The organism is Microbacterium sp. CFBP 13617 (genome assembly GCF_014839445.1).
Taxonomy (GTDB): Bacteria; Actinomycetota; Actinomycetes; order Actinomycetales; family Microbacteriaceae; genus Microbacterium.
The window spans coordinates 604,664-626,382 of record NZ_JACYNW010000002.1 but is presented as its reverse complement, the minus strand read 5'-3'; the positions used below and the strand labels follow the sequence as shown (position 1 = coordinate 626,382).

20 protein-coding genes, 1 tRNA gene and 1 other RNA gene are annotated in these 21,719 nt (G+C 70.2%); 14 read left to right on the top strand and 8 right to left on the bottom strand.

Annotated elements, in window-relative coordinates; translation table 11 throughout:
• Positions 1-9: 9 nt before the first annotated feature.
• On the top strand, positions 10-276 hold the full coding sequence (locus IFU40_RS07675) for a DUF3039 domain-containing protein (protein ID WP_055836348.1): 267 nt from the start codon (positions 10-12) through the stop codon (positions 274-276).
• A 136-nt stretch (positions 277-412) separates the two neighbouring features.
• Here IFU40_RS07675 and IFU40_RS07670 read toward each other — a convergent pair whose 3' ends face one another.
• Positions 413-1,738 (bottom strand): nicotinate phosphoribosyltransferase, encoded by a 1,326-nt coding sequence (locus tag IFU40_RS07670; protein WP_191914901.1) that lies wholly within the window; start codon positions 1,736-1,738, stop codon positions 413-415.
• Positions 1,739-2,208: 470 nt separating this feature from the next.
• On the opposite strand from IFU40_RS07670, the gene murI reads away from it, so the two are divergent.
• From murI to IFU40_RS07645, 5 genes are all read left to right on the top strand, one after another.
• Complete coding sequence (gene murI / locus IFU40_RS07665) at positions 2,209-3,063, top strand: glutamate racemase (protein ID WP_191925924.1); 855 nt, start codon at positions 2,209-2,211, stop codon at positions 3,061-3,063.
• A complete protein-coding gene (rph, locus tag IFU40_RS07660; protein WP_055939699.1) occupies positions 3,060-3,785 on the top strand; it encodes a ribonuclease PH in 726 nt (241 codons plus the stop codon). Before murI ends, rph begins: the two co-directional genes overlap by 4 nt.
• Positions 3,786-3,787: 2 nt before the next feature.
• On the top strand, positions 3,788-4,384 hold the full coding sequence (gene rdgB, locus IFU40_RS07655) for an RdgB/HAM1 family non-canonical purine NTP pyrophosphatase (protein WP_191925923.1): 597 nt from the start codon (positions 3,788-3,790) through the stop codon (positions 4,382-4,384).
• Positions 4,385-4,400: 16 nt separating this feature from the next.
• Positions 4,401-5,219 carry a glycosyltransferase gene (locus tag IFU40_RS07650; RefSeq protein ID WP_191925922.1) on the top strand — a complete coding sequence of 273 codons (819 nt, stop codon included), beginning with the start codon at positions 4,401-4,403 and terminating at the stop codon, positions 5,217-5,219.
• Positions 5,220-5,357: 138 nt separating this feature from the next.
• Positions 5,358-6,275, top strand: a complete 918-nt coding sequence (locus IFU40_RS07645; RefSeq protein ID WP_070409735.1) for a cation diffusion facilitator family transporter — start codon at positions 5,358-5,360, stop codon at positions 6,273-6,275.
• Between the two features lie 79 nt (positions 6,276-6,354).
• Here IFU40_RS07645 and IFU40_RS07640 read toward each other — a convergent pair whose 3' ends face one another.
• Positions 6,355-8,868: an ATP-dependent DNA ligase gene (locus tag IFU40_RS07640; protein WP_191925921.1), complete on the bottom strand. Its 2,514-nt coding sequence runs from the start codon at positions 8,866-8,868 to the stop codon at positions 6,355-6,357.
• A 214-nt stretch (positions 8,869-9,082) separates the two neighbouring features.
• Here IFU40_RS07640 and ku point away from each other — a divergent pair, with 214 nt between their 5' ends.
• Complete coding sequence (gene ku, locus IFU40_RS07635) at positions 9,083-9,943, top strand: non-homologous end joining protein Ku (protein WP_055939712.1); 861 nt, start codon at positions 9,083-9,085, stop codon at positions 9,941-9,943.
• Here the strand turns inward: ku and IFU40_RS07630 are convergent, their stop codons facing one another.
• Entirely contained in the window at positions 9,944-10,708 is a 765-nt protein-coding gene (locus IFU40_RS07630) for a DedA family protein (RefSeq protein ID WP_055837845.1), read from the bottom strand.
• A gap of 48 nt (positions 10,709-10,756) precedes the next feature.
• Positions 10,757-10,838 (bottom strand) — tRNA-Leu (locus IFU40_RS07625).
• 136 nt (positions 10,839-10,974) lie between these two features.
• On the opposite strand from IFU40_RS07625, the gene IFU40_RS07620 reads away from it, so the two are divergent.
• On the top strand, positions 10,975-12,000 hold the full coding sequence (locus IFU40_RS07620) for an NADPH:quinone reductase (protein ID WP_070409738.1): 1,026 nt from the start codon (positions 10,975-10,977) through the stop codon (positions 11,998-12,000).
• A 141-nt stretch (positions 12,001-12,141) separates the two neighbouring features.
• On the opposite strand, the gene IFU40_RS07615 is transcribed toward IFU40_RS07620, so the two are convergent.
• On the bottom strand, positions 12,142-13,938 hold the full coding sequence (locus IFU40_RS07615; RefSeq protein WP_191925920.1) for a M20/M25/M40 family metallo-hydrolase: 1,797 nt from the start codon (positions 13,936-13,938) through the stop codon (positions 12,142-12,144).
• Between the two features lie 202 nt (positions 13,939-14,140).
• Positions 14,141-15,397, bottom strand: a complete 1,257-nt coding sequence (locus tag IFU40_RS07610; protein WP_191926052.1) for an MFS transporter — start codon at positions 15,395-15,397, stop codon at positions 14,141-14,143.
• Positions 15,398-15,467: 70 nt separating this feature from the next.
• Between IFU40_RS07610 and prfB the strand changes: the two genes are divergently transcribed.
• The 4 genes from prfB to smpB all read left to right on the top strand — a co-directional run bounded on the left by prfB (position 15,468) and on the right by smpB (position 19,226).
• Positions 15,468-16,577: a peptide chain release factor 2 gene (prfB, locus tag IFU40_RS07605; protein WP_055939718.1), complete on the top strand. Its 1,110-nt coding sequence runs from the start codon at positions 15,468-15,470 to the stop codon at positions 16,575-16,577.
• Between the two features lie 127 nt (positions 16,578-16,704).
• A complete protein-coding gene (ftsE, locus tag IFU40_RS07600) occupies positions 16,705-17,736 on the top strand; it encodes a cell division ATP-binding protein FtsE (RefSeq protein ID WP_055939721.1) in 1,032 nt (343 codons plus the stop codon).
• Positions 17,733-18,650 carry a permease-like cell division protein FtsX gene (gene ftsX, locus IFU40_RS07595; RefSeq protein ID WP_055836391.1) on the top strand — a complete coding sequence of 306 codons (918 nt, stop codon included), beginning with the start codon at positions 17,733-17,735 and terminating at the stop codon, positions 18,648-18,650. Before ftsE ends, ftsX begins: the two co-directional genes overlap by 4 nt.
• Before the next feature lie 99 nt (positions 18,651-18,749).
• Positions 18,750-19,226, top strand: a complete 477-nt coding sequence (gene smpB, locus IFU40_RS07590; RefSeq protein ID WP_055836395.1) for an SsrA-binding protein SmpB — start codon at positions 18,750-18,752, stop codon at positions 19,224-19,226.
• Positions 19,227-19,316: 90 nt separating this feature from the next.
• On the opposite strand, the gene IFU40_RS07585 is transcribed toward smpB, so the two are convergent.
• Complete coding sequence (locus tag IFU40_RS07585) at positions 19,317-19,973, bottom strand: SIMPL domain-containing protein (RefSeq protein WP_191925919.1); 657 nt, start codon at positions 19,971-19,973, stop codon at positions 19,317-19,319.
• 243 nt (positions 19,974-20,216) lie between these two features.
• Between IFU40_RS07585 and ssrA the strand changes: the two genes are divergently transcribed.
• Positions 20,217-20,587, top strand: a transfer-messenger RNA (tmRNA) gene (gene ssrA / locus IFU40_RS07580).
• Between the two features lie 97 nt (positions 20,588-20,684).
• Here the strand turns inward: ssrA and IFU40_RS07575 are convergent.
• On the bottom strand, positions 20,685-21,224 hold the full coding sequence (locus IFU40_RS07575; RefSeq protein WP_191925918.1) for a YaeQ family protein: 540 nt from the start codon (positions 21,222-21,224) through the stop codon (positions 20,685-20,687).
• A gap of 125 nt (positions 21,225-21,349) precedes the next feature.
• Here IFU40_RS07575 and IFU40_RS07570 point away from each other — a divergent pair, with 125 nt between their 5' ends.
• The gene (locus IFU40_RS07570; protein ID WP_191925917.1) at positions 21,350-21,718 is read left to right on the top strand and encodes a hypothetical protein; all 369 of its coding nucleotides are present in this window, start codon (positions 21,350-21,352) and stop codon (positions 21,716-21,718) included.
• The last annotated feature ends 1 nt before the right edge of the window (position 21,719 follow it).

Below are 21,719 nucleotides of genomic sequence, written 5' to 3'. Positions count from 1 at the left end.
TGGCTGACCATGAGCACGCCTCTCGACAGTCCTGACAGCGGGGGTCTCGCGACCCTGGATCGAGAGCTCGAAGAGCTCATCCGCGAAGAGAACATCGAGCCCGGTGACCACGAGCGTTTCTCGCATTACGTCAAGAAAGACAAGATCCTCGAGTCGGCCCTCACCGGCAAGCCGGTGCGGGCACTGTGCGGCAAGAAGTGGACGCCGGGCCGCGATCCCGAGAAGTTCCCCGTGTGCCCGCAGTGCAAAGAGATCTACGAGTCGCTCATCAAGTGAGCATCAGGCCACCTCGACGGTCGTCGTCGCCGAGGTGGTTCCGTCGGAGCCGTACAGCGCCAGCGTGAAGCGATAGGTCCCCACGGGCAACGGGTGGACCCCGCCGAGCGGGGAGGTACGGACATCTGCCCGTCGGTCAGCCCGCCTCGCGGTACTCCGTCGGCAGGGCGGGCTCCGACCCGCTGAGTGCGAGCGCCCGCACCGGCAACTCCTGCCGCACGCGGGCGTGGTGCGCGCGTGCGGCCTCGACACCCGCGTGGCCGAGGATCGCGGCATCCCCCTCGCCGTCGACCATGAGCGTGGCCTGGAGGGGACGGGCATCGGGATGCTCGGCGGCGGTGGACAGCTCTTCGAACCCGTCGCTGACCATGATGAGCTCCGAGGTCGCGGTCCCCGCTTCGAGGGTGCGGAACGCCGCCTTGCGGCCCCCGTGCGAGGCCTTCTGCGCCGACGCCTTGGCGACACCCACCCATGAGCCGTCGGCGGATTCGCGCGCGACGAGCTTGAACACCAGACCCGCGGTCGGAACGCCGGAGCCGGTCGCGACCGACGTGCCGACGCCGTAGGAGTCGACCGGAGAGGCCGCGAGCGCGGCGAGCGCGTACTCGTCGAGGTCGCTCGTGACGGTGATGCGCGTGCCCGTGGCGCCGAGCTCGTCGAGCAGCGCCCGCACCTCGCCCGCGACGATCGGCAGGTCGCCCGAGTCGATGCGCACACCGCCGAGCTGCGGACCGGCCACGCGCACGGCAGTTCGCACGCCCTCGGCGATGTCGTAGGTGTCGACGAGCAGGGTGGTCCCGCTGCCCAGCGCGTCGACCTGCGAACGGAAGGCGTCTTCTTCGCTGTCGTGCAGCAGGGTCCACGCGTGGGCGGCGGTGCCCATCGTCGGCACGCCCCAGCGGCGCCCCGCCTCGAGATTGCTGGTGGCCGAGAAGCCGACGATGTAGGCGGCACGCGCGGCGGCGACCGCTGCCTCTTCGCTCGCGCGACGCGAGCCCATCTCGGCGAGCGGTCGGTCGCCGGCGGCGATGCTCATGCGCGCTGCCGCCGTGGCGACGGCGGAGTCGTAGTTCAGGATGCTGAGCGCGAGCGTCTCGAGCAGCACCGCCTCGGCGAAGGTTCCCTCCACGGTCAGCAGGGGGGAGCCGGGGAAGTACAGCTCACCCTCGCGGTAGCCGGTCACCGATCCCGTGAAGCGGTAATCGGCGAGGAAGTCGAGGGTCGTGGCATCCACCACTCTCGCGTCCCGCAGGTAGCGCAGTTCGTCGTCGCCGAAGCGGAAGTCGCGGATCGCCTCGAGCAGCCGACCGGTGCCCGCGACGACACCGAAGCGGCGTCCGCCCGAGAGCCGGCGCCCGAACACCTCGAACACGCAGCGTCGCGAGGCCGTGCCGTCGCGGAGGGCCGCGTCGAGCATGGTCAGTTCGTAGCGGTCGGTGTGCAGGGCGGTGCTGCGGCTCATCGCGCCAGCCTATTCCGGCGTCGTGGGCAGCTCGGGAGTTTGTGCGCGTATTGGTACGGCCTTGCGCTGTGCCAAATTCCTGAGTTCTGCTCCCGCGAACACCCCTGAGGGCTGGATCGGCTTCGGCGCGCGCAAGTTCTCAGGAGTTCGGCACGCGCCGCCGCCGGCGCCCTGCGACCTGCGCGCGGGCGGTCTCCGCGCGTGACGCGGCGGCCGGCCGTGCCGAACTCCTGAGTTCTGCGTTCGCAGACGGCCCTGGGCGCCCTCCGAGGCCGCAGCGCGCCCGAAAGTCAGGAGTTTGGCACACGCCCCGCCCCGCCCCGCCCCGCACCGCCCCGCCCCGCCCCGCCCCGCCCCGCCCGGGCCCCCGCGCCCCGCACCGCCCCCGCGCCCCCGCGCCCCGCCGCAGGCGTGCGGCCCCCGCGCCCCGCACCGATCCGTGTCGGCCCCGCCCGGTAGGCTGGGCACCTATGGACAACGCGCCGATCGGGATCTTCGACTCGGGAGTCGGCGGTCTCACCGTCGCCCGGGCCGTGTCGGCGCAGCTGCCGCGCGAGTCGATCCTCTACATCGGCGACACCGCCCGTTCTCCCTACGGCCCGAAGCCCATCGCCGACGTGCGCAAGTACGCGCTCGAGGTGCTCGACACCCTCGTCGATCAGGGCGTGAAGATGCTCGTCATCGCCTGCAACACGGCGTCGGCGGCGATGCTCCGCGACGCGCGCGAGCGCTATGACGTACCCGTGGTCGAGGTGATCGGCCCCGCCGTGCGCACCGCCATGTCGACGACCCGCAACGGCCGCATCGGCGTGATCGGCACGGCCGGGACGATCGGCTCGCGGGCGTACCAGGACATGCTCGAGGTCAACGAGAACCTCACGGTGTTCGCCGAGGCGTGCCCGCGATTCGTCGAGTTCGTCGAGGCCGGCGTCACCGACTCGCCCGAGGTGCTCGCCACCGCCGAGCAGTACCTCGCGCCGCTGCGGCACGCCGGGGTCGACACGCTCGTGCTCGGCTGCACGCACTACCCGTTCCTCGAGGGCGCCATCAGTTACGTGATGGGTCCCGAGGTCAGCCTGGTGTCGAGCGACAGCGAGACGGCGAAAGACGTCTATCGCCAACTCGTCTCGCGTGACCTCCTGGCGAGCCCGGATGCCGTTCCGACGCACCGCTACGAAGCCACCGGGTCGTCGGCCGACGACTTCCTGCGCCTGGCGCACCGCCTCATGGGCCGCGAGGTGCGCGAGGTGCAGCTCGTGCAGACCGGCGCCATCGACCTGCCGCGCCGAGGCACGGCATCCCTTTCGTCCGAGGAGGACACATGACCCGTAAAGACGGCCGCACCGCCGATCAGCTCCGCCCCGTCACCATCGAACGCGGCTGGTCGGCACACGCCGAGGGTTCGGCCCTCGTCACCTTCGGCGGCACAAAGGTGCTGTGCACGGCGTCGTTCACCAACGGCGTTCCCCGCTGGCTCACCGGCAAGGGCAAGGGGTGGGTCACGGCCGAGTACGCCATGCTGCCGCGCGCGACGAACAGCCGCAACGACCGCGAGAGCATCAAGGGCAAGGTCGGCGGCCGCACCCACGAGATCTCGCGTTTGATCGGCCGGGCGCTGCGCGCCGTCGTCGACACCAAGGCTCTGGGTGAGAACACGATCGTCATCGACTGCGACGTGCTGCAGGCCGACGGCGGCACCCGCACCGCCGCCATCACGGGCGCGTACGTCGCCCTGGCGGATGCCATCGCCTGGGGCCGCGAGAAGAAGTTCATCGCGCAGCGCTCCGAGGTGCTGCGCGACTCGGTCGCGGCGGTGTCGGTCGGCATCGTCGACGGCGAGCCGCTGCTCGACCTGGCCTACGTCGAAGACGTGCGCGCCGAGACCGACATGAACGTCGTCGTCACCGGCCGCGGTCTGTTCGTCGAGGTGCAGGGCACCGCCGAGGGCGCGCCGTTCGACAAGGCCGAGCTCGACCGCCTGCTCGAGCTGGGCGTGAACGGCTGCGCCGAGCTGCGCGGCATCCAGATCGCGACGCTCGAAGGCTGACCATGCCGCGCATCGTGCTCGCCACGCACAACCCGCACAAGGTCGAGGAGTTCCAGGCGATCGTCGCCGAGGTGCGCCCCGATCTCGACGTCGTGGCCTACGACGGTCCCGAACCGGTCGAGGACGGCGTCACGTTCGCGGCGAACGCGCTGATCAAGGCCCGCGCGGCCGCGGCCCACACGGGGCTGCCCGCGCTGGCCGACGATTCCGGGATCGCCGTCGACGTGCTGGGCGGGTCGCCGGGGGTGTTCTCGGCCTACTGGGCGGGGCACAAGAAAGACTCCACGGCCAACCTCGAGCTGTTGCTCGATCAGTTGTCCGACGTCGCCGATCCGCACCGCACGGCGCAGTTCGTGTCGGTGATCGCGCTCGTGCGCTCCAACGGCACCGAAGAGACGATCGAGGGACGCTGGCCGGGCCGCCTGGCGATGCAGCCGGCCGGACCGGGTGGGTTCGGGTACGACCCGATCTTCGTGCCCGACGGTCAGCCCGCCGATGCCGAGCGGACGGTCGGCGAGTGGAGCTCGGCCGAGAAGAACGCGTCGTCGCACCGGTCCCGCGCCTTCGTCGCCCTCGCGCCGCTCCTCGAGTCCCTCTGAGCGTGGAGGAGGACCGATGAGCCCTCTTCCGTCCGTGTCGATCATCGTCCCCGCCTACAACGAAGAGGCGGTCATCGAGCAGTGCTTGAACGCCATCGTGCGTCAGACGCTCCCCGCCGCCGAGGTGCTCGTCGTCGACAACCGCTCGACCGACGGCACGCGCGCGGTGGTCGAGCGCGTGCGCGCGCGGTATCCCGACGCCGGCATCCGTCTGCTGCGCCAGGACGACCGTCAGGGCCTGGTGCCCACCCGCAATCTGGGGATGGATGCCGCCACCGGCGACGTGCTCGCGCGGATCGACGCCGACACCGCCCTGAAACCCGAATGGGTGGCGCGGGTCTCGCACATCTTCGCGTCGACAGACGTGGATGCCGCGTCGGGACCCGTCGAGTACTACGACCTGCCTCTGCGTGCGGTCGGACACCAGATCGACGATGCCTTCCGGCGCTTGCAGGTGAAGCTCGCCGGCGACTTCGTGTTCCTGTTCGGCAGCAACATGGCCGTGCGGCGGGAGGCGTGGCACGACGTGCGGGAGTTCCTGTGCGACGACGAGGCCGATGTGATGCACGAAGACCTCGACATCGCCATCCACCTCGCCCTCGGGGGGCGTCGGATCGGCTACTTCTCGCGGATGGTCGCGGGCATCGGCGCGCGGCGCCTCGACGACCGCCCTCGGGACTTCCGGCGTTACATCGACCGTTTCGAGAACACGTACGCCGCGCACGGCATCCGCGACGTGCGACTCCGGGCTCCGATGGCGGTGTTCCTCGGCGTGTACCCGGCGCTGCACGCGCATCGGCGGATCCAGGCGCAGCTGAACGCACGTCGGCGCTGACCTACAGCGCGGTCGGGCGACCGGGTCGAGCCGGGGCAGCCCAGTCGGGTCCCGCGGGGGAGCCCACCGACACCGGTTCTCATTCCCGACTACCGCGATATCACGCGGCGCCCGCGGTGCGCGGCCTAGCCTGAAGTCATGCACGATCACGCGCCTGCCGGCGGCATCCGCGATGCCGGCAACAGACGTCTGCTCACCATCGCTCTCACCCTGACCGCATCGGTCATGGTCGTGCAGATCGTGGGCGCGATCCTGTCGGGCTCGCTCGCCCTGCTGGCCGACGCGGCGCACATGTTCACCGACGCGGCCGCGCTCGTGGTGGCGCTGATCGCCACGGCGATCGCCGCCCGCCCGGCCGATGATCGCCGCACGTTCGGATACCAGCGTGCCGAAGTGCTCGGCGCGCTCGCGAACGGCGTCATCCTCATCGCGCTGTGCGCCTGGGTGGGCGTCGAGGCCGTGCAGCGGCTGCTCGCCCCGGCCGACGCCGAGGTGCAGGGCGGGCTCATGCTCGTCGTCGCGACGGTCGGCATGATCGCCAACGCCGTGTCGATGTGGGTACTCGGTCGCGCGCAGAAGCGCAGCATCAACGTGCGCGGCGCGTATCTCGAGGTGCTGGGCGACCTGGTCGGGTCGATCGCGGTCATCATCGCGGCGATCGTGATCGTGACGACCGGATTCGCGCAGGCGGATGCCATCGCCTCACTGCTCATCGCGGTGCTCATCGTGCCGCGTGCCATCGGCCTTCTGCGCGAGGTCGTCGTCGTGCTCACCGAGTCGGCGCCCGTCGGCGTGCACGTGGCCGAGATCCGGCAGCACCTGCGCGAGGCCGACGGCGTGGTCGATGTGCACGACGTGCACGTCTGGCAGCTCACGCGGGGCGCGCCGGTGTTCAGCGCGCACGTGATCGTCGACGACGCGGCGCTGTCGGACGGTCGCGCCGCCGCGATCCTCGCGACGCTGCAGGGCTGCCTCGCCGAACACTTCGACGTGGAGCACTCGACGTTCCAGCTCGAGCCCGCCGGGCACGTCGAGCACGACTCGCGGCACGCGTAGCGCCGGGGATTCCGCCGGGCTCGGTCCGGGCGGGCGAGGGCGTCGACGCGCCCGGGCATCCCGCTCAGCCAGCCCGTGCTCAGACCTCCCGCACCACCTCGCCCGGATCCTTGTCGGGCCGCAGGCCCCGCCAGCGTGCCTGGCGCAGGATGCCGCCGGAGGTGAACTCCGCGAACTCCACCTCGGCGACGAGTTCGGGCCGCACCCACAGCGCGTCGCGGGCGTCGGCGGCGGGCACCCCCACGAACGGGTCGGTGTCGCTGCCGAGGGCGCCGAGCACCTCGCCGAGTCTGGCCAACGTCCGCTCGCCGAAACCCGAGCCGACGCGGCCGGCGTAGTGCAGGCCGTCGGGTCCGGGAACACCGACCAGCAGCGACCCGATCGTGCCCGAACGGTTTCCCTTGCCCGGGCGGACGCCGCCGATCACGACCTCCTGCGTGCGAGAGTGCTTGACCTTGAGCCACTGTTCCGAACGCTCGCCGCGGCGGTAGGCCGAACCGGGATCCTTGACCACGACGCCCTCGAGCCCGAATCGGCCGCTCGTGGCCACGGCGGCGTCGACGTCGTCGAACACGGGCGGCACGACGACGGGGTCCCCGGCATCCTGCGCCAGCGCCTCGAGGATGCCGCGCCGCTCGGTCAGCGGCAGGACGGCGACGTCGCGCTCGCCCACCGAGAGCACGTCGAACAGGTACAGCTGCACCGGTGTCCGCCGCGCTTCGTGCTCGATCTCGCGGGGCTGCGCCAGGTTCATCCGCCTCTGCAGCAGGGGGAAGCTCGGGCGTCCCTGCGCGTCGAGAGCGACGATCTCGCCGTCGACGACCGCGGGCTCCGGGCCGAGTCCGAGGTCGACGGTCGTGAGTTCGGGGTAGGCGGCGGTGAGGTCGTTGCCGTTGCGTGATCGCAGGCGGAGTCGTTCGCCGTCCCAGAGGCCGATGCCCCGGATGCCGTCCCACTTCATCTCGACCCACGGCTCGCCCCAGCGGTCGGCGGCGGCCCGGGCGATCCCGGCGGTGGCGGCGGTGGACAGCATGGGGCGCAGCTGCGCGGGGCTCGGGTGAGTCGGCGACGTCGAGGTCCGGGGCGCCGGCTCGGGGGAGGACTCCCGCCGGGGCGCATCGCCGCTCTCCGCCTCCGTCTCCGTCTCCGTCGCAGTCACCGTCACCGCGGCCCGATCCGCGCGGCCGTGATCGAGGGCCACCACCGGGTCGCCCTCGCTCTGCGGCCGACCTTCGGCATCCGTCTTCATCCGGTGCAGCAGCCACTGCGACTTCTCGCCCGCGCCCTCGGTGCGGATGAGGGCCAGACGCACTCGGCCGAGCGGCCCGTCGGGCCCGCCCTCGAGGGTGGCGATGACCTCGTCGTCGCGCCATTTCTCGAGCTCGTAGGTGCCCGTGTCCCACACCGTCATGATGCCGGCGCCGTACTCGCCGCGGGGGATCTCGCCGGCGAAGTCGAGGTACTGCATCGGGTGGTCCTCGGTCATGACCGCGAGGCTGTTCTTCGCCGTCGTCGGGGGGACTCCCTTCGGGACGGCCCAGCTGACCAGCACCCCATCGTGTTCGAGTCGTACGTCCCAGTGCAGGCGGGTGGCGTGGTGCTCTTGGATGACGAAGCGGGGAAGACCGTCGGGTGCGGCGTCGGCGTGCGGGGCATCGGGCACGGGCTCGGGGGTCGCACCCGCGGTGCGCTTGGAGATGTACGCACGAAGGGGTCCCGCGTCGCGCTCGACCGGCGCGAGCGGATCGCCGGGGCGATCCAGCACCTCGGTGAACAGCAGGTGACGTAGGCCCGGGTCGTCGAGCTCCTCCCACGTGCGCGGGGCGGCGACGGTGGGGTGCGATCGTCCCCGCAGCGAGTACGGCGCGATCGTGGTCTTCGAGCCGTTGTTCTGGCTCCAGTCGATGAAGACCTTGCCGGGGCGCGCGGACTTCGACATCTGACTGACCACCAGGTCGGGGTGGTCGGCTTCGATCGCCCGGGCGAGCTCTTTCGCGATCGCGCTGGCGGCGTCGCTGGACTGGCGGCCGTCGAGGTGCGCGTAGAGGTGGATGCCCTTGCTGCCGCTCGTCACCGGCAGGGGGTCGAGACCGATGTCCTGCAGGATGACGCGTGCCCACCGAGCCACCTCGGCACACTCGGCCAGGCCGACGCCGGGTCCGGGGTCGAGGTCGAGCACCAGGCGATCGGGGTGGAGCCTCTCGCCGTCGGCAGAGAACCGCCACTGGGGCACGTGCAGCTCGAGGCTCGCGACCTGTGCCAGGTAGACGACGGTGGGCAGATCGTCGACGAGGGGGTAGTCCTTGGCGCCCGAGGAGTGGTCGATCGGCAGGCGCCGCACCCAGGCCGGCGCTCCGGGTTCGAGGGCCTTGGCGAAGAAGGGCTCGCCCGGGTCGGCGTCGGTGCCGACCCCGTCGGGCCACCGCTTGCGCGTGACAGGACGATCCCGCACGTGGGGGAGCAGGCGCGGGGCGATGCGGGAGTAGTAGTCGATCACCTCGCCCTTGGTGGTCCCGGTCTCGGGGTACAGCACCTTGTCGAGGTTCGACAGACGCAGGCGGCGTCCACCGATGCGCACCGTCTGCTCCGTCATCGCCCCAGCGTAGAGCGGGGGCGATGACCGGGGTACCGCGGAGCCGAACTCCTGAGTTTCGTGCGCGAACCGGCCGGTGTGCCCACGCTCTACGCTTCGCGGCGAGTTTCTCAGGAGTTTCGCCCGGGATCGCGGCGGGAACCGACCGCGACGCCGAGTCCCTCGCGCGGCAACCCCCTCGGCATCCGCCCCTCTTTCGGTGTTCACTGTTCCCATGCGATCGATCTGGAAGGGCGCCCTGACCTTCGGCCTCGTCAACGTGCCCGTGAAGGTGTACTCGGCCACCGAAGACCACGACGTCTCTCTGCACCAGGTGCACAACAAGGACGGCGGGCGCATCCGGTATCAGCGCATCTGCGAGGTCGACGGCGAGGTGGTGCCCTACGCCGACATCGATCGCGCGTACGACGACGGCGAGCAGACGGTCGTGCTGACCAAAGACGACCTCGCGTCGCTGCCGAGCGAACGCAGTCGCGAGATCGAGGTGGTCGAGTTCGTCCCCAGCGATCAGGTCGATCTGCTGACCCTCGACAAGGCGTACTACCTCGAGCCCGACTCCTCGTCGCCGAAGGCGTATGTGCTGTTGCGCAAGACGCTCGAGCAGACCGACCGCACCGCGATCGTGCGCTTCTCGCTGCGTCAGAAGACGCGGCTCGCGGCCCTGCGCGTGCGCGACGACGTGCTCGTGCTGCAGACGCTGCTCTGGGCCGACGAAGTGCGTGAGGCGGCGTTCCCTGCGCTGGACGAGAGCGTGCGCATCTCGGCGAAGGAGCTCGAGATGTCGGCCTCTCTGGTCGAGAGCTTCTCGAGAGACTTCGACCCCGAGGAGTTCACCGACGAGTACCAGGCCGAGCTGCGCACCCTGATCGACGCGAAGCTCGAGCAGGGCGACGCCATCGACACCGCGGCGACCTTCGGCGAGCAGGAGAGCGACGATGACGGCGGCGAGGTCATCGACCTCATGGAGGCCCTGCGCGCGAGCGTCGAGCGCAGTCGCGCGGCCCGCACCGAGAAGGCCGACGACGCGCCGGCCAAGAAGGCGCCGGCGAAGAAGAAGAGCTCGAAGGCGTCCTGATCAGCGCGCGGGCTGGTCGCCGTCTTCGAGCGTCTTCGGGTCGAGCGTGAGGGCCTCGGCCTCGGCGTGCGTCACGACTCCGTGTCCCGCGGCGGCGTCGCGCTTGGCGGCGGCGCGTTCGCGGAAGTAGTGGATGCCGATGAACACGACCGTGCCCGCGACGGCGGCGAGCAGGATGACGTCGATGTACTCCGTCACGATGTCGCGGATGAACGGGATGTATCCCACGACGTAGCCGAGCATGGTGAGGCCGATGCCCCAGATGATGGCGCCGATGAGGTTGTACAGCGTGTACTTGCGCCACGGCATGTGGCCGACGCCGGCGGCGATGGGGGCGAACGTGCGCACGACGGGCACGAAGCGGGCGAGGATGACGGTGAGACCGCCGAACCGCTCGAAGAACGCGTTCGTGCGCTCGACGTTCTTCCTGCTGAAGATGCCGGATTCTTTGCGCTCGAAGATCGAGGGTCCGGCCTTGTGCCCGATGTAGTACCCGACCTCACCGCCGATGAAGGCGGCCACACCGATGGCGAGCGCCACCCACCAGGCGTTCAGTCCGAACACGCCGTTGGGTGCCTGCGGGGTGGAGTGCGAGAGCAACCCGGCCATGATCAGCAGGGTGTCGCCGGGCAGCAGGAAGCCGATGAGCAGACCGGTCTCGGCGAAGATGATGAAGCACACGACCAGCAGCGCCCAGGGCTGCGAGTTGGTGATGATCGTCGCGGGGTCGAGCCACGGGAGCAGCGCGCTGGTGGTGTGGATCACATCGGTCCCGTCGGGTCGGAGTATCGGTGCGGGGAGCAGCGAGAATCGTGCGGAAGGGGGGACTTGAACCCCCACGCCCGAAGGCACAGGAACCTAAATCCTGCGTGTCTACCGATTCCACCACTCCCGCGAATGGGTTCATTCTAGGTCCGCGTGAGCGGCGCTACGTGTGAAGCGGCCCTCAACTGCCGCGACCTCACCCGCGGGTGGTGCGCGCGACGACACGCCGGGGGAATGCGGGCGGAGACCGCGTGCTTGTCTTCCGCATGAAGGCGATCACGTACTCCCAGCCCGGTGACTCCTCCGTTCTCTCGCTCGCGGAGCGCCCGCTTCCCGAACCCGGTGCGGGCGAAGTGCGCGTGCGCATCGTCGTGTCGGGGGTGAACCCCACCGACTGGAAGGCCCGGGCCAACACCGACCGGCCGCTCGCGTTCGACGAGGTCACGCCCAATCAGGACGGGGCGGGAATCGTGGATGCCGTCGGCGACGGCGTCGAGGGTCTCTCGGTGGGCCAGCGGGTGTGGGTGTACCTCGCCGCGCACCAGCGTCCGACCGGAACCGCGGCCGAGTACTCGGTGCTCCCCGCCGAGCGCGCCGTCCCGCTGGCCGACGCGGCGTCGTTCGAGCTCGGCGCCAGCCTCGGCGTTCCCGCGATGACGGCCCACCGCGCCCTCACCGTGCACGAAGACGGCCCGTCGCGCCTCGCCCCGGGTGCCCTGTCCGGGCGCACCGTGCTCGTGCAGGGCGGGGCCGGAGCGGTCGGACACGCGGCCATCCAGCTCGCCGTCTGGGCCGGCGCCACCGTCATCGCCACCGTCAGCAGCGACGCGAAAGAGGCGCTCGCGCGCGCGGCCGGCGCCCACCACGTTCTGCGCTATCCGAACGAGGCGCTCGCCGACGGCATCCGCGAGCTCGCCCCGAACGGCGTAGAGCACATCGTCGAGGTCGCGATCGCCGACAACGCCGGTCTCGACGTCGAGGTGATCGCGAACCACGGCACCATCGGGTACTACGCCGACAACGGGGGCGATGCCTTCACCGCGGCCGTTCGCGTGAGCTTCGCCAAGAACGTCCGCTGGCAGGGCCTGCTGCTCTACACGGTGGGCGAGCGTGCGCTCGCCGCGGCCGCCGAAGACGTCTCGGCCGCGGTGGCGGCCGGAGCGCTGCCGGTGGGCGAGGAGGCCGGACTGCCCCTCAGCGGGTTCCCCCTCGATGAGACCGCCGCCGCGCACGACGCCGTCGAGGCGGGCGTCACCGGCAAGGTCCTGATCCGCGTGGCCGACGAGGACTGAGCCGCAACCGAAGCTCAGAGCAGCGGGACGGATCGTCCCGCCTCGAACGAGAACGTCCCGCCGGGACCACGCACCTCACGGTGCGGATCCCGGCGGGACGGTCGTTCCGGGGCCGCGCGTCTCACGCGGCCCCGGTCTTCGTCACTGCTGCGGACGTCGGCGGACGACGGCGGTGCCGGCGGCCACGATGACTCCGAGGGCGAGCATGCCGATGCCGATGGCGGGCAGCGGCGACCCCGCGACGTCGGAACCGGTGCGCGGCAGGTTGCCGCCGGGGCCGTTCGCACCGGGACCCGTCGTCGCCGTGGGCACCGGGCTCGGGGTGGCCGTCGGCTCGCCGGTGGGCTCACCCGTGGGCTCGGGCGTCGGCTCGGTGGTGGGCTCGGGCGAGGGCTCGCCGGGCGTGGGCTCGGGAGTGGGCTCCGGCTCGACGGCGGCCTCCCACGCCAGGGCGAAGGCCGCGTGGCCGATCGCCGGCGAGAAGATGTCGATCGAGTCGCGGTTCACGTTCGCCAGCGTGTCGTCGACCGTGTGGTAGTTGCGGTCCATGAACACTCCGGGGGTGCCGCCGAAGAGCTCGGCCTGCTCGTCGGTCTTGATGTCGTCGCCACCCGAGAACAGGCCGCCCGAGGGGATGTCGTTGTCGATGAACGCCTGGTAGTCGGACCGACCCGAGTACTCGGAGTCGATCCACGGCTGCTCGATCGAGTCGAAGTAGTCGGTGTAGATCTTCTCGATCTCGACCGAACCGTCGGGGATCGTCACGTCGTCGGCGGGGAACGTCGAGCGATCCGCGTCGTAGACGCCCACCGTGAAGTTCTCGGAGCCGATCATGTCGTAGTTGAGGTAGGCCGAGATGCGGGCGAGCTCGGCGGGGTCGTTCTGCACCAGGTCGTCCACGTAGGCGGTCGAGCCGAGCAGGCCGATCTCCTCGGCGCCCCAGAGAGCCAGACGGATGCGCTTGTCGTTGGGAACCTCGGATGCCGCGACCTTCTCGGCCAGGGCGAGCACGGCGGCCGAGCCCGAGGCGTTGTCGTTCACGCCCGGACCTTCGGCCACGCCGTCGAGGTGCGCGCCGATGACGACGGTGTCCTCGGGGTCGCCGTCGATGCTGTCGGCGATGACGTTGAAGGTCTGTGCGACGAGGAACTGCTTCTCGATGACGGCGGTGCCCTCGACGGGGGCGTCGGCGGCAGCGGCCTCGACGAGCGCGGCGAGCGTGTCGCCGGCGGACTGGGGAAGGGTCGCCGCGGGGGAGTCCTCTTCGTTGCGGGGACCCGAGCCGACGTTGGTCAGCTGGTCGTCGGGCGAGACGCCCTCTTCGGCCGGCCGTTCGTTGTTGTAGACGAAGATGCTGCCCGCTCCGGCGGCCGAGGCGAAGTCGATCTTCTCCTCGAAGGTGCAGACGCCGCGCTGGATCAGCACGATGGCGCCGGCGGGGACGGTGGCGTAGTCGGTCGCGGCGCAGCCGATGTGCGTGCCCTCGGCGTCGAGGGGCAGCGCCAGAGCCGCGGTGTACGGCTCGTCGGTGCCTTCGCTGTTGTCGAAGTGCGAGCCGGTGTAGGTCGTGCCGTCGACGGTCAGCGAGGCTTCGCCCAGCTCGGAGTAGGGCACGTCGAAGGTCTGCCGCGAGACGGTGAACGCCCCGGTGCCCTCGAGGACCTGCTCGGCGTACTGCGCCGCGGCCTCGTAGCCCGGACCGTTCCAGGTGCGGTAGCCCTGATCGGCGAACGACTCGGTGATGTCGGACAGCTCGGTCAGGTGGGTCATGACGTCGGCGCCGGTGAGGCCGAGGTCGTCGGGGGTCTCGCCGGGGGCGGGGGCGGCGAACGCCGCCGGGGCGATCATCAGGGCGCCGCCGACGAGAGCGCTCGTCGCCAGCACGGCCGACGCGCGTCGAGCGCGCGAGGCAGTGGGGTGCAGGGTGTTCCGGGGCACGATGGGGAAACCTCTCCGCGGGCACCATCGCCCGCTTCATCCAGGGGGAATGACACGTCGCCGTGAAAATGGCGATCGCGTGACCGATTCTCATCGGAAATTCATCAGATGGCCAGAGTCCGCCGGATTTTTTACCGTCCCGAAACACGTCCCCGAGGTCGTCGGGTATCGGACGGCGGCCGTTCCGGCGCGCTCCCGCGCGTCAGGGGCGGCTTCGAGGGACGTACCGCGGCACCCACCGCACGAACCCGATCGCGCCCAGCAGGGCGATGAATCCCATGGCCCCCACGCCGACCGACAGCGAGACCAGCGCGGTCAGAGCCGACACCAGCAGCGGGGCGATCGCGCCCCCGGCGTCGGTGAGCGTGCGCCACGAACCGAGGAACGCGGCCGGCTCCGTCGGCGGGGCGATGTCGGCCCCGAGGGTGAGCAGGATGCCGCTCGACAGCCCGTTGCCGACGCCGAGCACCGCGGCGAACAGGGCGAACCACATCTCCGCGCTGCCGAGGTCGTGGGTGAACGAGAGCGCGAGGAAGCCCGCCCCCATCAGCACCATCGCGGGCAACGCCGCCCACAGGCGTCCGAAGCGGTCCATGACCTGGCCGCTGGCGTAGAACAGCGCGAAATCGATGGCGCCCGAGACTCCGACGACCACGGCGATGGTCCCGGCATCCAATCCCAGCGACACGCCCCAGAGCGGCAGCACCACCTGACGCGCCGAGCGGACGGCAGACAGCGAGGCCGCGGCGAGCCCCAGGCGCGCGAGCACACCGCGGAAGCGCCACATCGTGCGGAACACCCCCACCCGCTCGACGACGGGAATGGCTCCGGTCACCGGCTCACCGGTGTCTTCGGCATCGCGGGAGTCGGCCTCACGGGAGTCGGCTTCGTTGCGTCGGCTCACGGAGCCCGCGCCCACCGGCACGGCCTTCTCGGGATCGGGGCCGAAGAACACGAGCAGGATCGTCGCGACCTGGCACACGGCGAAGAAGACGATGGATGCCGTCTCGTCGCCGAATATCCCCAGCAGCGCCGCCGAGATGAACGGCCCGACGAACATCCCGAGGCGGAAGGTCCCGCCCAGCAGCGACAGCGCGCGAGCGCGGAAGTGCAGGGGCACCCGGGTGGTCATGAAGGAATGGCGCGCGAGGGCGAACGCCGCGGCGCAGAATCCGATGAGGAACACGGCCGCGGCGAACAACAGCAGGGAGTTCGCGAAGACCACCCCGGTCAGACCGCCCAGGATCACGATGCCGGCGACACCCATCGTCAGGCGCTCGCCGAATCGCGCGACCGCCCATCCGGCGGGGATGTTTCCGCAGAGCTGGCCCACGACGAGGGCCGCCGCCACGAGCGCGGCCACGGCGACGTCGGCCCCCAGGCGGTCGGCGATCACCGGGATGAGGGGGATGACGGCCCCCTCGCCGAGGGCGAACAGCAGGGTGGGGCCGTAGATCATCGGCGCGAAGCGCACCAGCACGTTCCGGGGAGAGTCGGCTGTCACCGTCTCCACGATAGGCTGAATCCAAATGCTCGAACTCGATCTGACCGCCGACATCCAGGCTCTTCGCTCGACCTTCGCCGATATCCAGGCCGTGGTCGACGTCGATGCACTCACCGCCGACATCGCTCGCCTCAGCGAAGAGGCCGGCGCGCCCAACCTCTGGGACGACGTCGACAACGCTCAGAAGATCACCAGCCGTCTCAGCCACCGCCAGTCCGAACTCAAGCGCGTGACCGAGATCGAGCAGCGCCTCGACGACCTCGAGGTGCTCGTCGGTCTCGCGATCGAGATGGACGACGACGAATCCGCCGACGAGGCGCGGCGCGAGCTCGCTTCGCTCAAAGACGTGATCGGTCAGCTCGAGGTGCAGACCCTCCTCGACGGCGAGTACGACCCGCGTTCGGCGGTCGTCACGATCCGCTCCGGCGCCGGGGGCGACGACGCCACCGACTTCGCCGAGATGCTGCTGCGCATGTACCTGCGCTGGTGCGAGCGTCACAAGTACCCCGTGAAGGTCATGGACACGTCCTTCGCCGAAGGCGCGGGCATCAAGTCGGCCACCTTCGAGGTCGACGTCCCCTACGCCTACGGCACCCTGTCGGTCGAGGCCGGCACGCATCGCCTGGCCCGCATCAGCCCGTTCGGCGGCGCCGACAAGCGCCAGACGAGCTTCGCCGCGGTCGAGGTCATCCCCGTGATGGAAGAAGCCGTCGAGGTCGAGGTCCCCGAGGGCGACATCCGCGTCGACGTCTTCCGTTCGTCGGGCCCCGGCGGACAGTCGGTCAACACGACCGACTCCGCCGTGCGCATCACGCACCTCCCGACCGGCCTCGTCGTGTCGATGCAGAACGAGAAGTCGCAGATCCAGAACCGTGCGGCCGCCATGCGCGTGCTGCAGACGCGACTGCTGCTGCTCAAGCGCGAAGAAGAGGCCGCGAAGAAGAAAGAACTCGCCGGCACGATCACCGCGAGCTGGGGCGACCAGATGCGCTCCTACTTCCTCTACGGCCAGCAGCTCGTGAAAGACCTCCGCACCGGGTACGAGGTCGGCAACCCCGCGGTCGTCTTCGACGGCGACCTCGACGGGCTCATCGCCGCCGGCATCCGGTGGCGCAAGCGCAAGGACGACGACTGATCCGCGACCCCCGCGGTCCGAGAGTCCTGTGGATGCCGTCACCCCGGCATCCATAGGACTCTCTCGGTTTGCGGACACGGCGCGTCCTGTCGAGGTCGTCGGGGCACCCGCTTAGGCTCATCGAGCCATGATCCGGTTCGAGAACGTCACCAAGCGGTATCGCGGCACCGCGAAGCCCGCCCTGAACGCCGTCGACTTCGAGGTGCAGCGTGGGGAGTTCGTCTTCCTCGTCGGTGCCTCGGGTTCCGGCAAATCGTCGTGCCTGCAGTTGATCCTGCGCGCCGAGACCCCCAGCGACGGTCGTGTCGTGGTGCTCGGTCGCGACCTACGCACGCTGTCGAACCGCAAGGTGCCCTACTTCCGTCGCCACATCGGCTCGGTCTTCCAGGACTTCCGCCTGCTGCCGAACAAGACCGTGCATCAGAACGTGGCTTTCACCCTGCAGGTCACGGGCGCTTCGCGCGGGTTCATCCAGCAGGCCGTTCCCGAGGTGCTCGCTCTCGTCGGTCTCGACGGCAAAGAGAAGCGCCTTCCCCACGAGCTGTCGGGCGGTGAGCAGCAGCGCGTCGCGATCGCCCGCGCGCTGGTCAACCGTCCCCAGGTGCTGCTCGCCGACGAGCCGACCGGAAACCTCGACCCCGGCACGTCGATCGACATCATGCGTCTGCTGGCCCGCATCAACGCCGGTGGCACGACGGTGGTCATGGCGACCCACGAGGCCGGTTTCGTCGACCAGATGCAGCGTCGCGTGATCGAGCTGAGCGGGGGCGAGATGGTGCGCGACGAGCGCCACGGCGGCTACGGCGACACGTCGAGCCTGCCCCGCCTGGCCCCCGAGGTCGAGAAGGGTGCGGCCGCGGTCGCCGCCCTCACGGCCGTGCTCGAGGTGCAGCGCGAAGTGACCCACATCTCCGGCCCCGTCGAGCCCCTGCGCGGCCCCGAGGGCGCGCCGGCTCCGGCCCCGTCCGCCGAGCCCGCGGCGGCCCCGGGCGCCACGCCCGCCGTGACCACGCCGTCCGCCGACGCCCCGCGCGAACCGGGCACGAACACGCGCTCCATCCCGGTCACTACGCCGGACGTCGACGCCCTGGGCCTCGCCGATCGGCTGGGACTGGGCGAGAAGAAAGACCGCAACGACGAAGTGGGACCCACGTCATGAGATTCGGGCTCATCCTCTCGGAGGCCTTCACCGGCCTGCGTCGCAACGCGTCCATGGTGATCTCGGTCATCCTGGTCACCTTCGTGTCGCTGACCTTCGTCGGCGCCGCGATGCTCATGCAGATGCAGATCGGCAAGATGCAGTCGTACTGGGCGGATCGTGCCCAGGTGGCGGTGTTCATGTGCGCGGCGGTGTCCGACGTCGACACCTGCACCCCGGGGCAAGCCGCGACGCAGGAGCAGATCGACGCCGTCAAGGCGACGCTCGACGGCGAGGCGCTCGCCCCGCTCATCCGCGACTACACCTACTCGACCAGCGACGAGGTGTTCGAGAACGCGAAGAGCCTGCTGTCCGACGACATCGCCGACGTGGTGACGGCCGACCAGTTCAACGCGACCTTCAGCATCAACCTCGTGGACCAGAATCAGGCCGACGTCATCTCGGAAGCCTTCGGCGGCCAGACCGGCGTCGAAGAGGTGAAGGACCAGATGCAGTACCTCGAGCCGCTGTTCCAGGCGCTGACGGTCGCGACCTACGTCGCCGTCGGCATCGCCGGTCTCATGCTCATCGCCGCGGTATTGCTGATCGCGACGACCATTCGCCTCTCGGCGTTCGCCCGACGGCGAGAGCTCGGCATCATGCGCCTGGTCGGCGCCTCCAACCGCTTCATCCAGACGCCGTTCATCGTCGAGGGCGTGTTGGCGGCCCTCATCGGGTCGGCTCTGGCGAGCGTGGCCGTCTGGGCGATCGTGGGGGTCGGGGTCAACCAGTACCTGCGCGACCGCATCGGCTTCATCACGTCGTGGGTGGGGCTGTCCGACGTCGCCTTCGTGATCCCGGTGATCGTGGTGATCGGCGTGATCCTCGCGGCGCTCAGCGCGAGCTTCGCGATCCGTCGCTGGCTGCGCGCATAAACCCCCGCGTCGTTCGACATCGGATCCCGGATGCCGGTGACCCCGGCATCCTGTACGCTGGAGGGCTCTGTGTGCCCATGATCATGAGGAGGTGGCACCATGCCTCGTGAGCAGGGTGAAAAACTGATCGCGTCGAACAAGAAGGCGCGCCACGACTACGCCATCGAGAAGACCTACGAGGCCGGTCTCGTGCTGACCGGAACCGAGGTCAAGTCGCTGCGGCAGGGCCGCGCGAACCTCACCGACGGGTACGCCTACATCGACGGCGGGCAGGCGTATCTCGACGCCGTGCACATCCCCGAGTACTCGCAGGGTCACTGGACGAACCACTCGGCCAAGCGCACCCGCAAGCTCCTGCTACACCGCGAAGAGATCGTGAAGCTCTCGCACGCGGTGTCGGCCGGTGGGTACACGCTCGTTCCGCTGCGGTTGTACTTCCTCGACGGTCGCGCGAAGGTCGAGATCGCGGTGGCGAAGGGCAAGCGCGAGTTCGAGAAGCGTCAGACCATCCGCGAACGCGAAGACAAGCGCGAAGCCGAGCGCGCCATGCGCACGAAGAACCGGCTGGGCGACTGAGGTCGGGTTCGTCGCGGTGACGTACGTTGCCGTGACGCTCGTTGCGGTGACGTACGTGCGCGGTCAGCGCGGCGTTGCCGCGGGACGCGGTCATTCCGCGCGGAAGCGCCCCTCGACGACCGACCTCACGACGATCTCGGGCGGCTGCAGGCTGAACGACGGGCCGCTCGAGTCCGAGGCCGCGGCGAAGCGTGCCGACAGGGGTGCCGTCGGCTCCGGCCGTGCCCCGAGCAGGCCGGCGTCGGCGATCTCGACCGGTGACACGGAGGCCAAGCCCAGAGCACCCGCGTACGCGCCCGCGCGCTCGACGGCGACGTGTACCGCGGCGGCGGCCACGTCGCTCTCGACGCGCACGCGTGTGGCAGGGGAGAGGCGCCATTCCACGGCGATGACCTGCACGTCGTCGGACTCGGTGACGTCGCCGAGCCACCACGACAGGGCCCCGGCGTCGGTGAACGTCGCCGACAGCTCGACGCTGGCGTGGTGCACGAGCGGCAGCTGCGCGCCGTCGCTGTTCCACGGTCGGTCCGACCAGACCGACACCCGAGCACTCGACCATTCCGACACCTCGCCGGAGCGAAGGTGCGCCACCAGGCCGTCCTGCACCGATGAGGCTCGTACCTGGGCGCCCTCGATCACAGGTCCGCGGGACGGCCCGTCGGTCGACACCGTCACCCGGACGGCGGCCTCTTCGGCGCGCACGCGTGCTTCGCTCTCTCCTCGGACGGTGACCACGACCTCGCTCATGCGGTGAGCCTACGCGAGGGGAATCGCTGTTCCGCGGAGGAGATCGAGGGGGCGGGGTGCGGGGCCGCGCGTCGTGCCGACCGCCGCGGGGTCGCGTCGAGTTCCCGGCACCAGCTCGCCACCGCTGCGGACCACGCGGAATGCGCCGGGTGTCGGAGCGTTGTAGACTGTGAGGCTCCGGTGCTTCGGCATCCGGATTGGTAATTCAACAGCGTGACAGTGGCCGCTCCACACGGAGTTCACGGGGCTGATCGGTTTCGACAGCGTCTGCGAACCCGCGAGAAAGCGGGCCGAGGATGTGGGGTTATCTCGTAAACGCTCCCTGCAAAACAATAAGTGCCGATGCTAAGCGCACTGACTTCGCCCTCGCTGCGTAAGCGAGCCCGATAGTCCGTCAGACCGTGTGCGACCCCGCCACGGATCCTGGCGTCATTTAGGGGTCTTGCTGTGTGATGGCGTCTGGACGTCACACGGGACTTTTCCCAGGCTGGGCTTGTCGACTTAGGTGTCTGTGACAAAGGTCGGAGCCGAGTAGAACGTCTGCACAGACTGCGCCCGGAGAAAACGCGGAGACCCAGCGTTGGACGGGGGTTCGATTCCCCCCAGCTCCACGAGTCACTGTCACGTGAGAAAGCCCTCGTTCCCGCCCGTTTCGGCGGGGACGAGGGCTTTCTTGGTTTCGGGATCGAACCGAGCGCTTGGTGTGGGCGCTCAGGCGGCCGTGCGGGTGTGCACGTCGCTCTCGCCCGAAACGTCGTTGAGCTCGAGGTAGACACGCCCCTCGGTGCGGGTGAGGGTGGCCGTGTTGCGCCGCTCGATGCCTTCGGAGACGCGCTCGACGAAGCCGGGCTCGAAGCTGTGCAGAAGCAGGTCCTCGGCGCGGTGGATGCGCTTGCCCGCCCACGCGGCGGCAACCTTCTCGGGGTCGCGGTGCGTGTAAACGACGGTGCGCTCGGCCTTCATGCTGCCGGTGTGCAGGCGGGCGGCATCGGGGGCACCTACCTCGACCCAGGCGACGATCGTGCCGGTCAGGTCGCGCACCATCACGGCGGGCTCGTCGGTGGCGGCGACGCCCTCGCTGAACGTGATGCCCTCTTCGTACTCGAGGCAGTACGCGAGCACGCGAGTCAGCATGTACGGGGCGGTCTCGGAGGGATGCCGCGCGACGCGCAGGGCGAGCTCCTCGTAGACGCCGCGGTCCACGTCGGACAGTTGCACGGTGAACGTGTGAATGGTCGCGCCGATAGCCACGAGGCTCGAGCCTACGTCAGGACGGGGCGGCGGAGAGGCTCGCGCGACGCGGGGCGGTTCGCCCCGGTGGTCGATCGGCTGCGGGACGGTTGCCGCGCATGCCGCCCCGACCGTAGCGTCGAGGGATGCCAGACCCCCGCGCCGCACGGATCGACGTCGGTCCGTTCCACCTCGCTCCCACCCCGAACGCCGGAACCTGGACCGCCCTCGCGCGCCGTGGCACGGGGGCCGGTCCCGGGCAGAGCGGGGGTGCGCCGGCATCCGGGCTCAACGCTGCCGATGACGACGGGGAACCGGGTTCGGGTTCGCACACTCCGCAGCGGCCGGGGGAGCCGGCATCCGGGATCACCGCCTCGTGGGCGGACTGGGTCGCGTTCGCGCACCGCGTCGTGCAGGCGGACGCACTGTGGCGCGAGGTCGAGGCGCGTGGCGACGCCTGGGACGAGGGGTTCGGGGCCGCGCGCGATGCGGCTGCGGTCAACCCGTACCGGTGAC

Coding starts and splice junctions, on each gene's coding strand:
- IFU40_RS07675 (WP_055836348.1), top strand. CDS start 10: ATGAGCACGCCTCTCGACAGTCCTGACAGCGGGGGTCTCGCGACCCTG.
- IFU40_RS07670 (WP_191914901.1), bottom strand. CDS start 1,738: ATGAGCCGCAGCACCGCCCTGCACACCGACCGCTACGAACTGACCATG.
- murI (WP_191925924.1), top strand. CDS start 2,209: ATGGACAACGCGCCGATCGGGATCTTCGACTCGGGAGTCGGCGGTCTC.
- rph (WP_055939699.1), top strand. CDS start 3,060: ATGACCCGTAAAGACGGCCGCACCGCCGATCAGCTCCGCCCCGTCACC.
- rdgB (WP_191925923.1), top strand. CDS start 3,788: ATGCCGCGCATCGTGCTCGCCACGCACAACCCGCACAAGGTCGAGGAG.
- IFU40_RS07650 (WP_191925922.1), top strand. CDS start 4,401: ATGAGCCCTCTTCCGTCCGTGTCGATCATCGTCCCCGCCTACAACGAA.
- IFU40_RS07645 (WP_070409735.1), top strand. CDS start 5,358: ATGCACGATCACGCGCCTGCCGGCGGCATCCGCGATGCCGGCAACAGA.
- IFU40_RS07640 (WP_191925921.1), bottom strand. CDS start 8,868: ATGACGGAGCAGACGGTGCGCATCGGTGGACGCCGCCTGCGTCTGTCG.
- ku (WP_055939712.1), top strand. CDS start 9,083: ATGCGATCGATCTGGAAGGGCGCCCTGACCTTCGGCCTCGTCAACGTG.
- IFU40_RS07620 (WP_070409738.1), top strand. CDS start 10,975: ATGAAGGCGATCACGTACTCCCAGCCCGGTGACTCCTCCGTTCTCTCG.
- IFU40_RS07610 (WP_191926052.1), bottom strand. CDS start 15,397: ATGATCTACGGCCCCACCCTGCTGTTCGCCCTCGGCGAGGGGGCCGTC.
- prfB (WP_055939718.1), top strand. CDS start 15,468: ATGCTCGAACTCGATCTGACCGCCGACATCCAGGCTCTTCGCTCGACC.
- ftsE (WP_055939721.1), top strand. CDS start 16,705: ATGATCCGGTTCGAGAACGTCACCAAGCGGTATCGCGGCACCGCGAAG.
- ftsX (WP_055836391.1), top strand. CDS start 17,733: ATGAGATTCGGGCTCATCCTCTCGGAGGCCTTCACCGGCCTGCGTCGC.
- smpB (WP_055836395.1), top strand. CDS start 18,750: ATGCCTCGTGAGCAGGGTGAAAAACTGATCGCGTCGAACAAGAAGGCG.
- IFU40_RS07585 (WP_191925919.1), bottom strand. CDS start 19,973: ATGAGCGAGGTCGTGGTCACCGTCCGAGGAGAGAGCGAAGCACGCGTG.
- IFU40_RS07570 (WP_191925917.1), top strand. CDS start 21,350: ATGCCAGACCCCCGCGCCGCACGGATCGACGTCGGTCCGTTCCACCTC.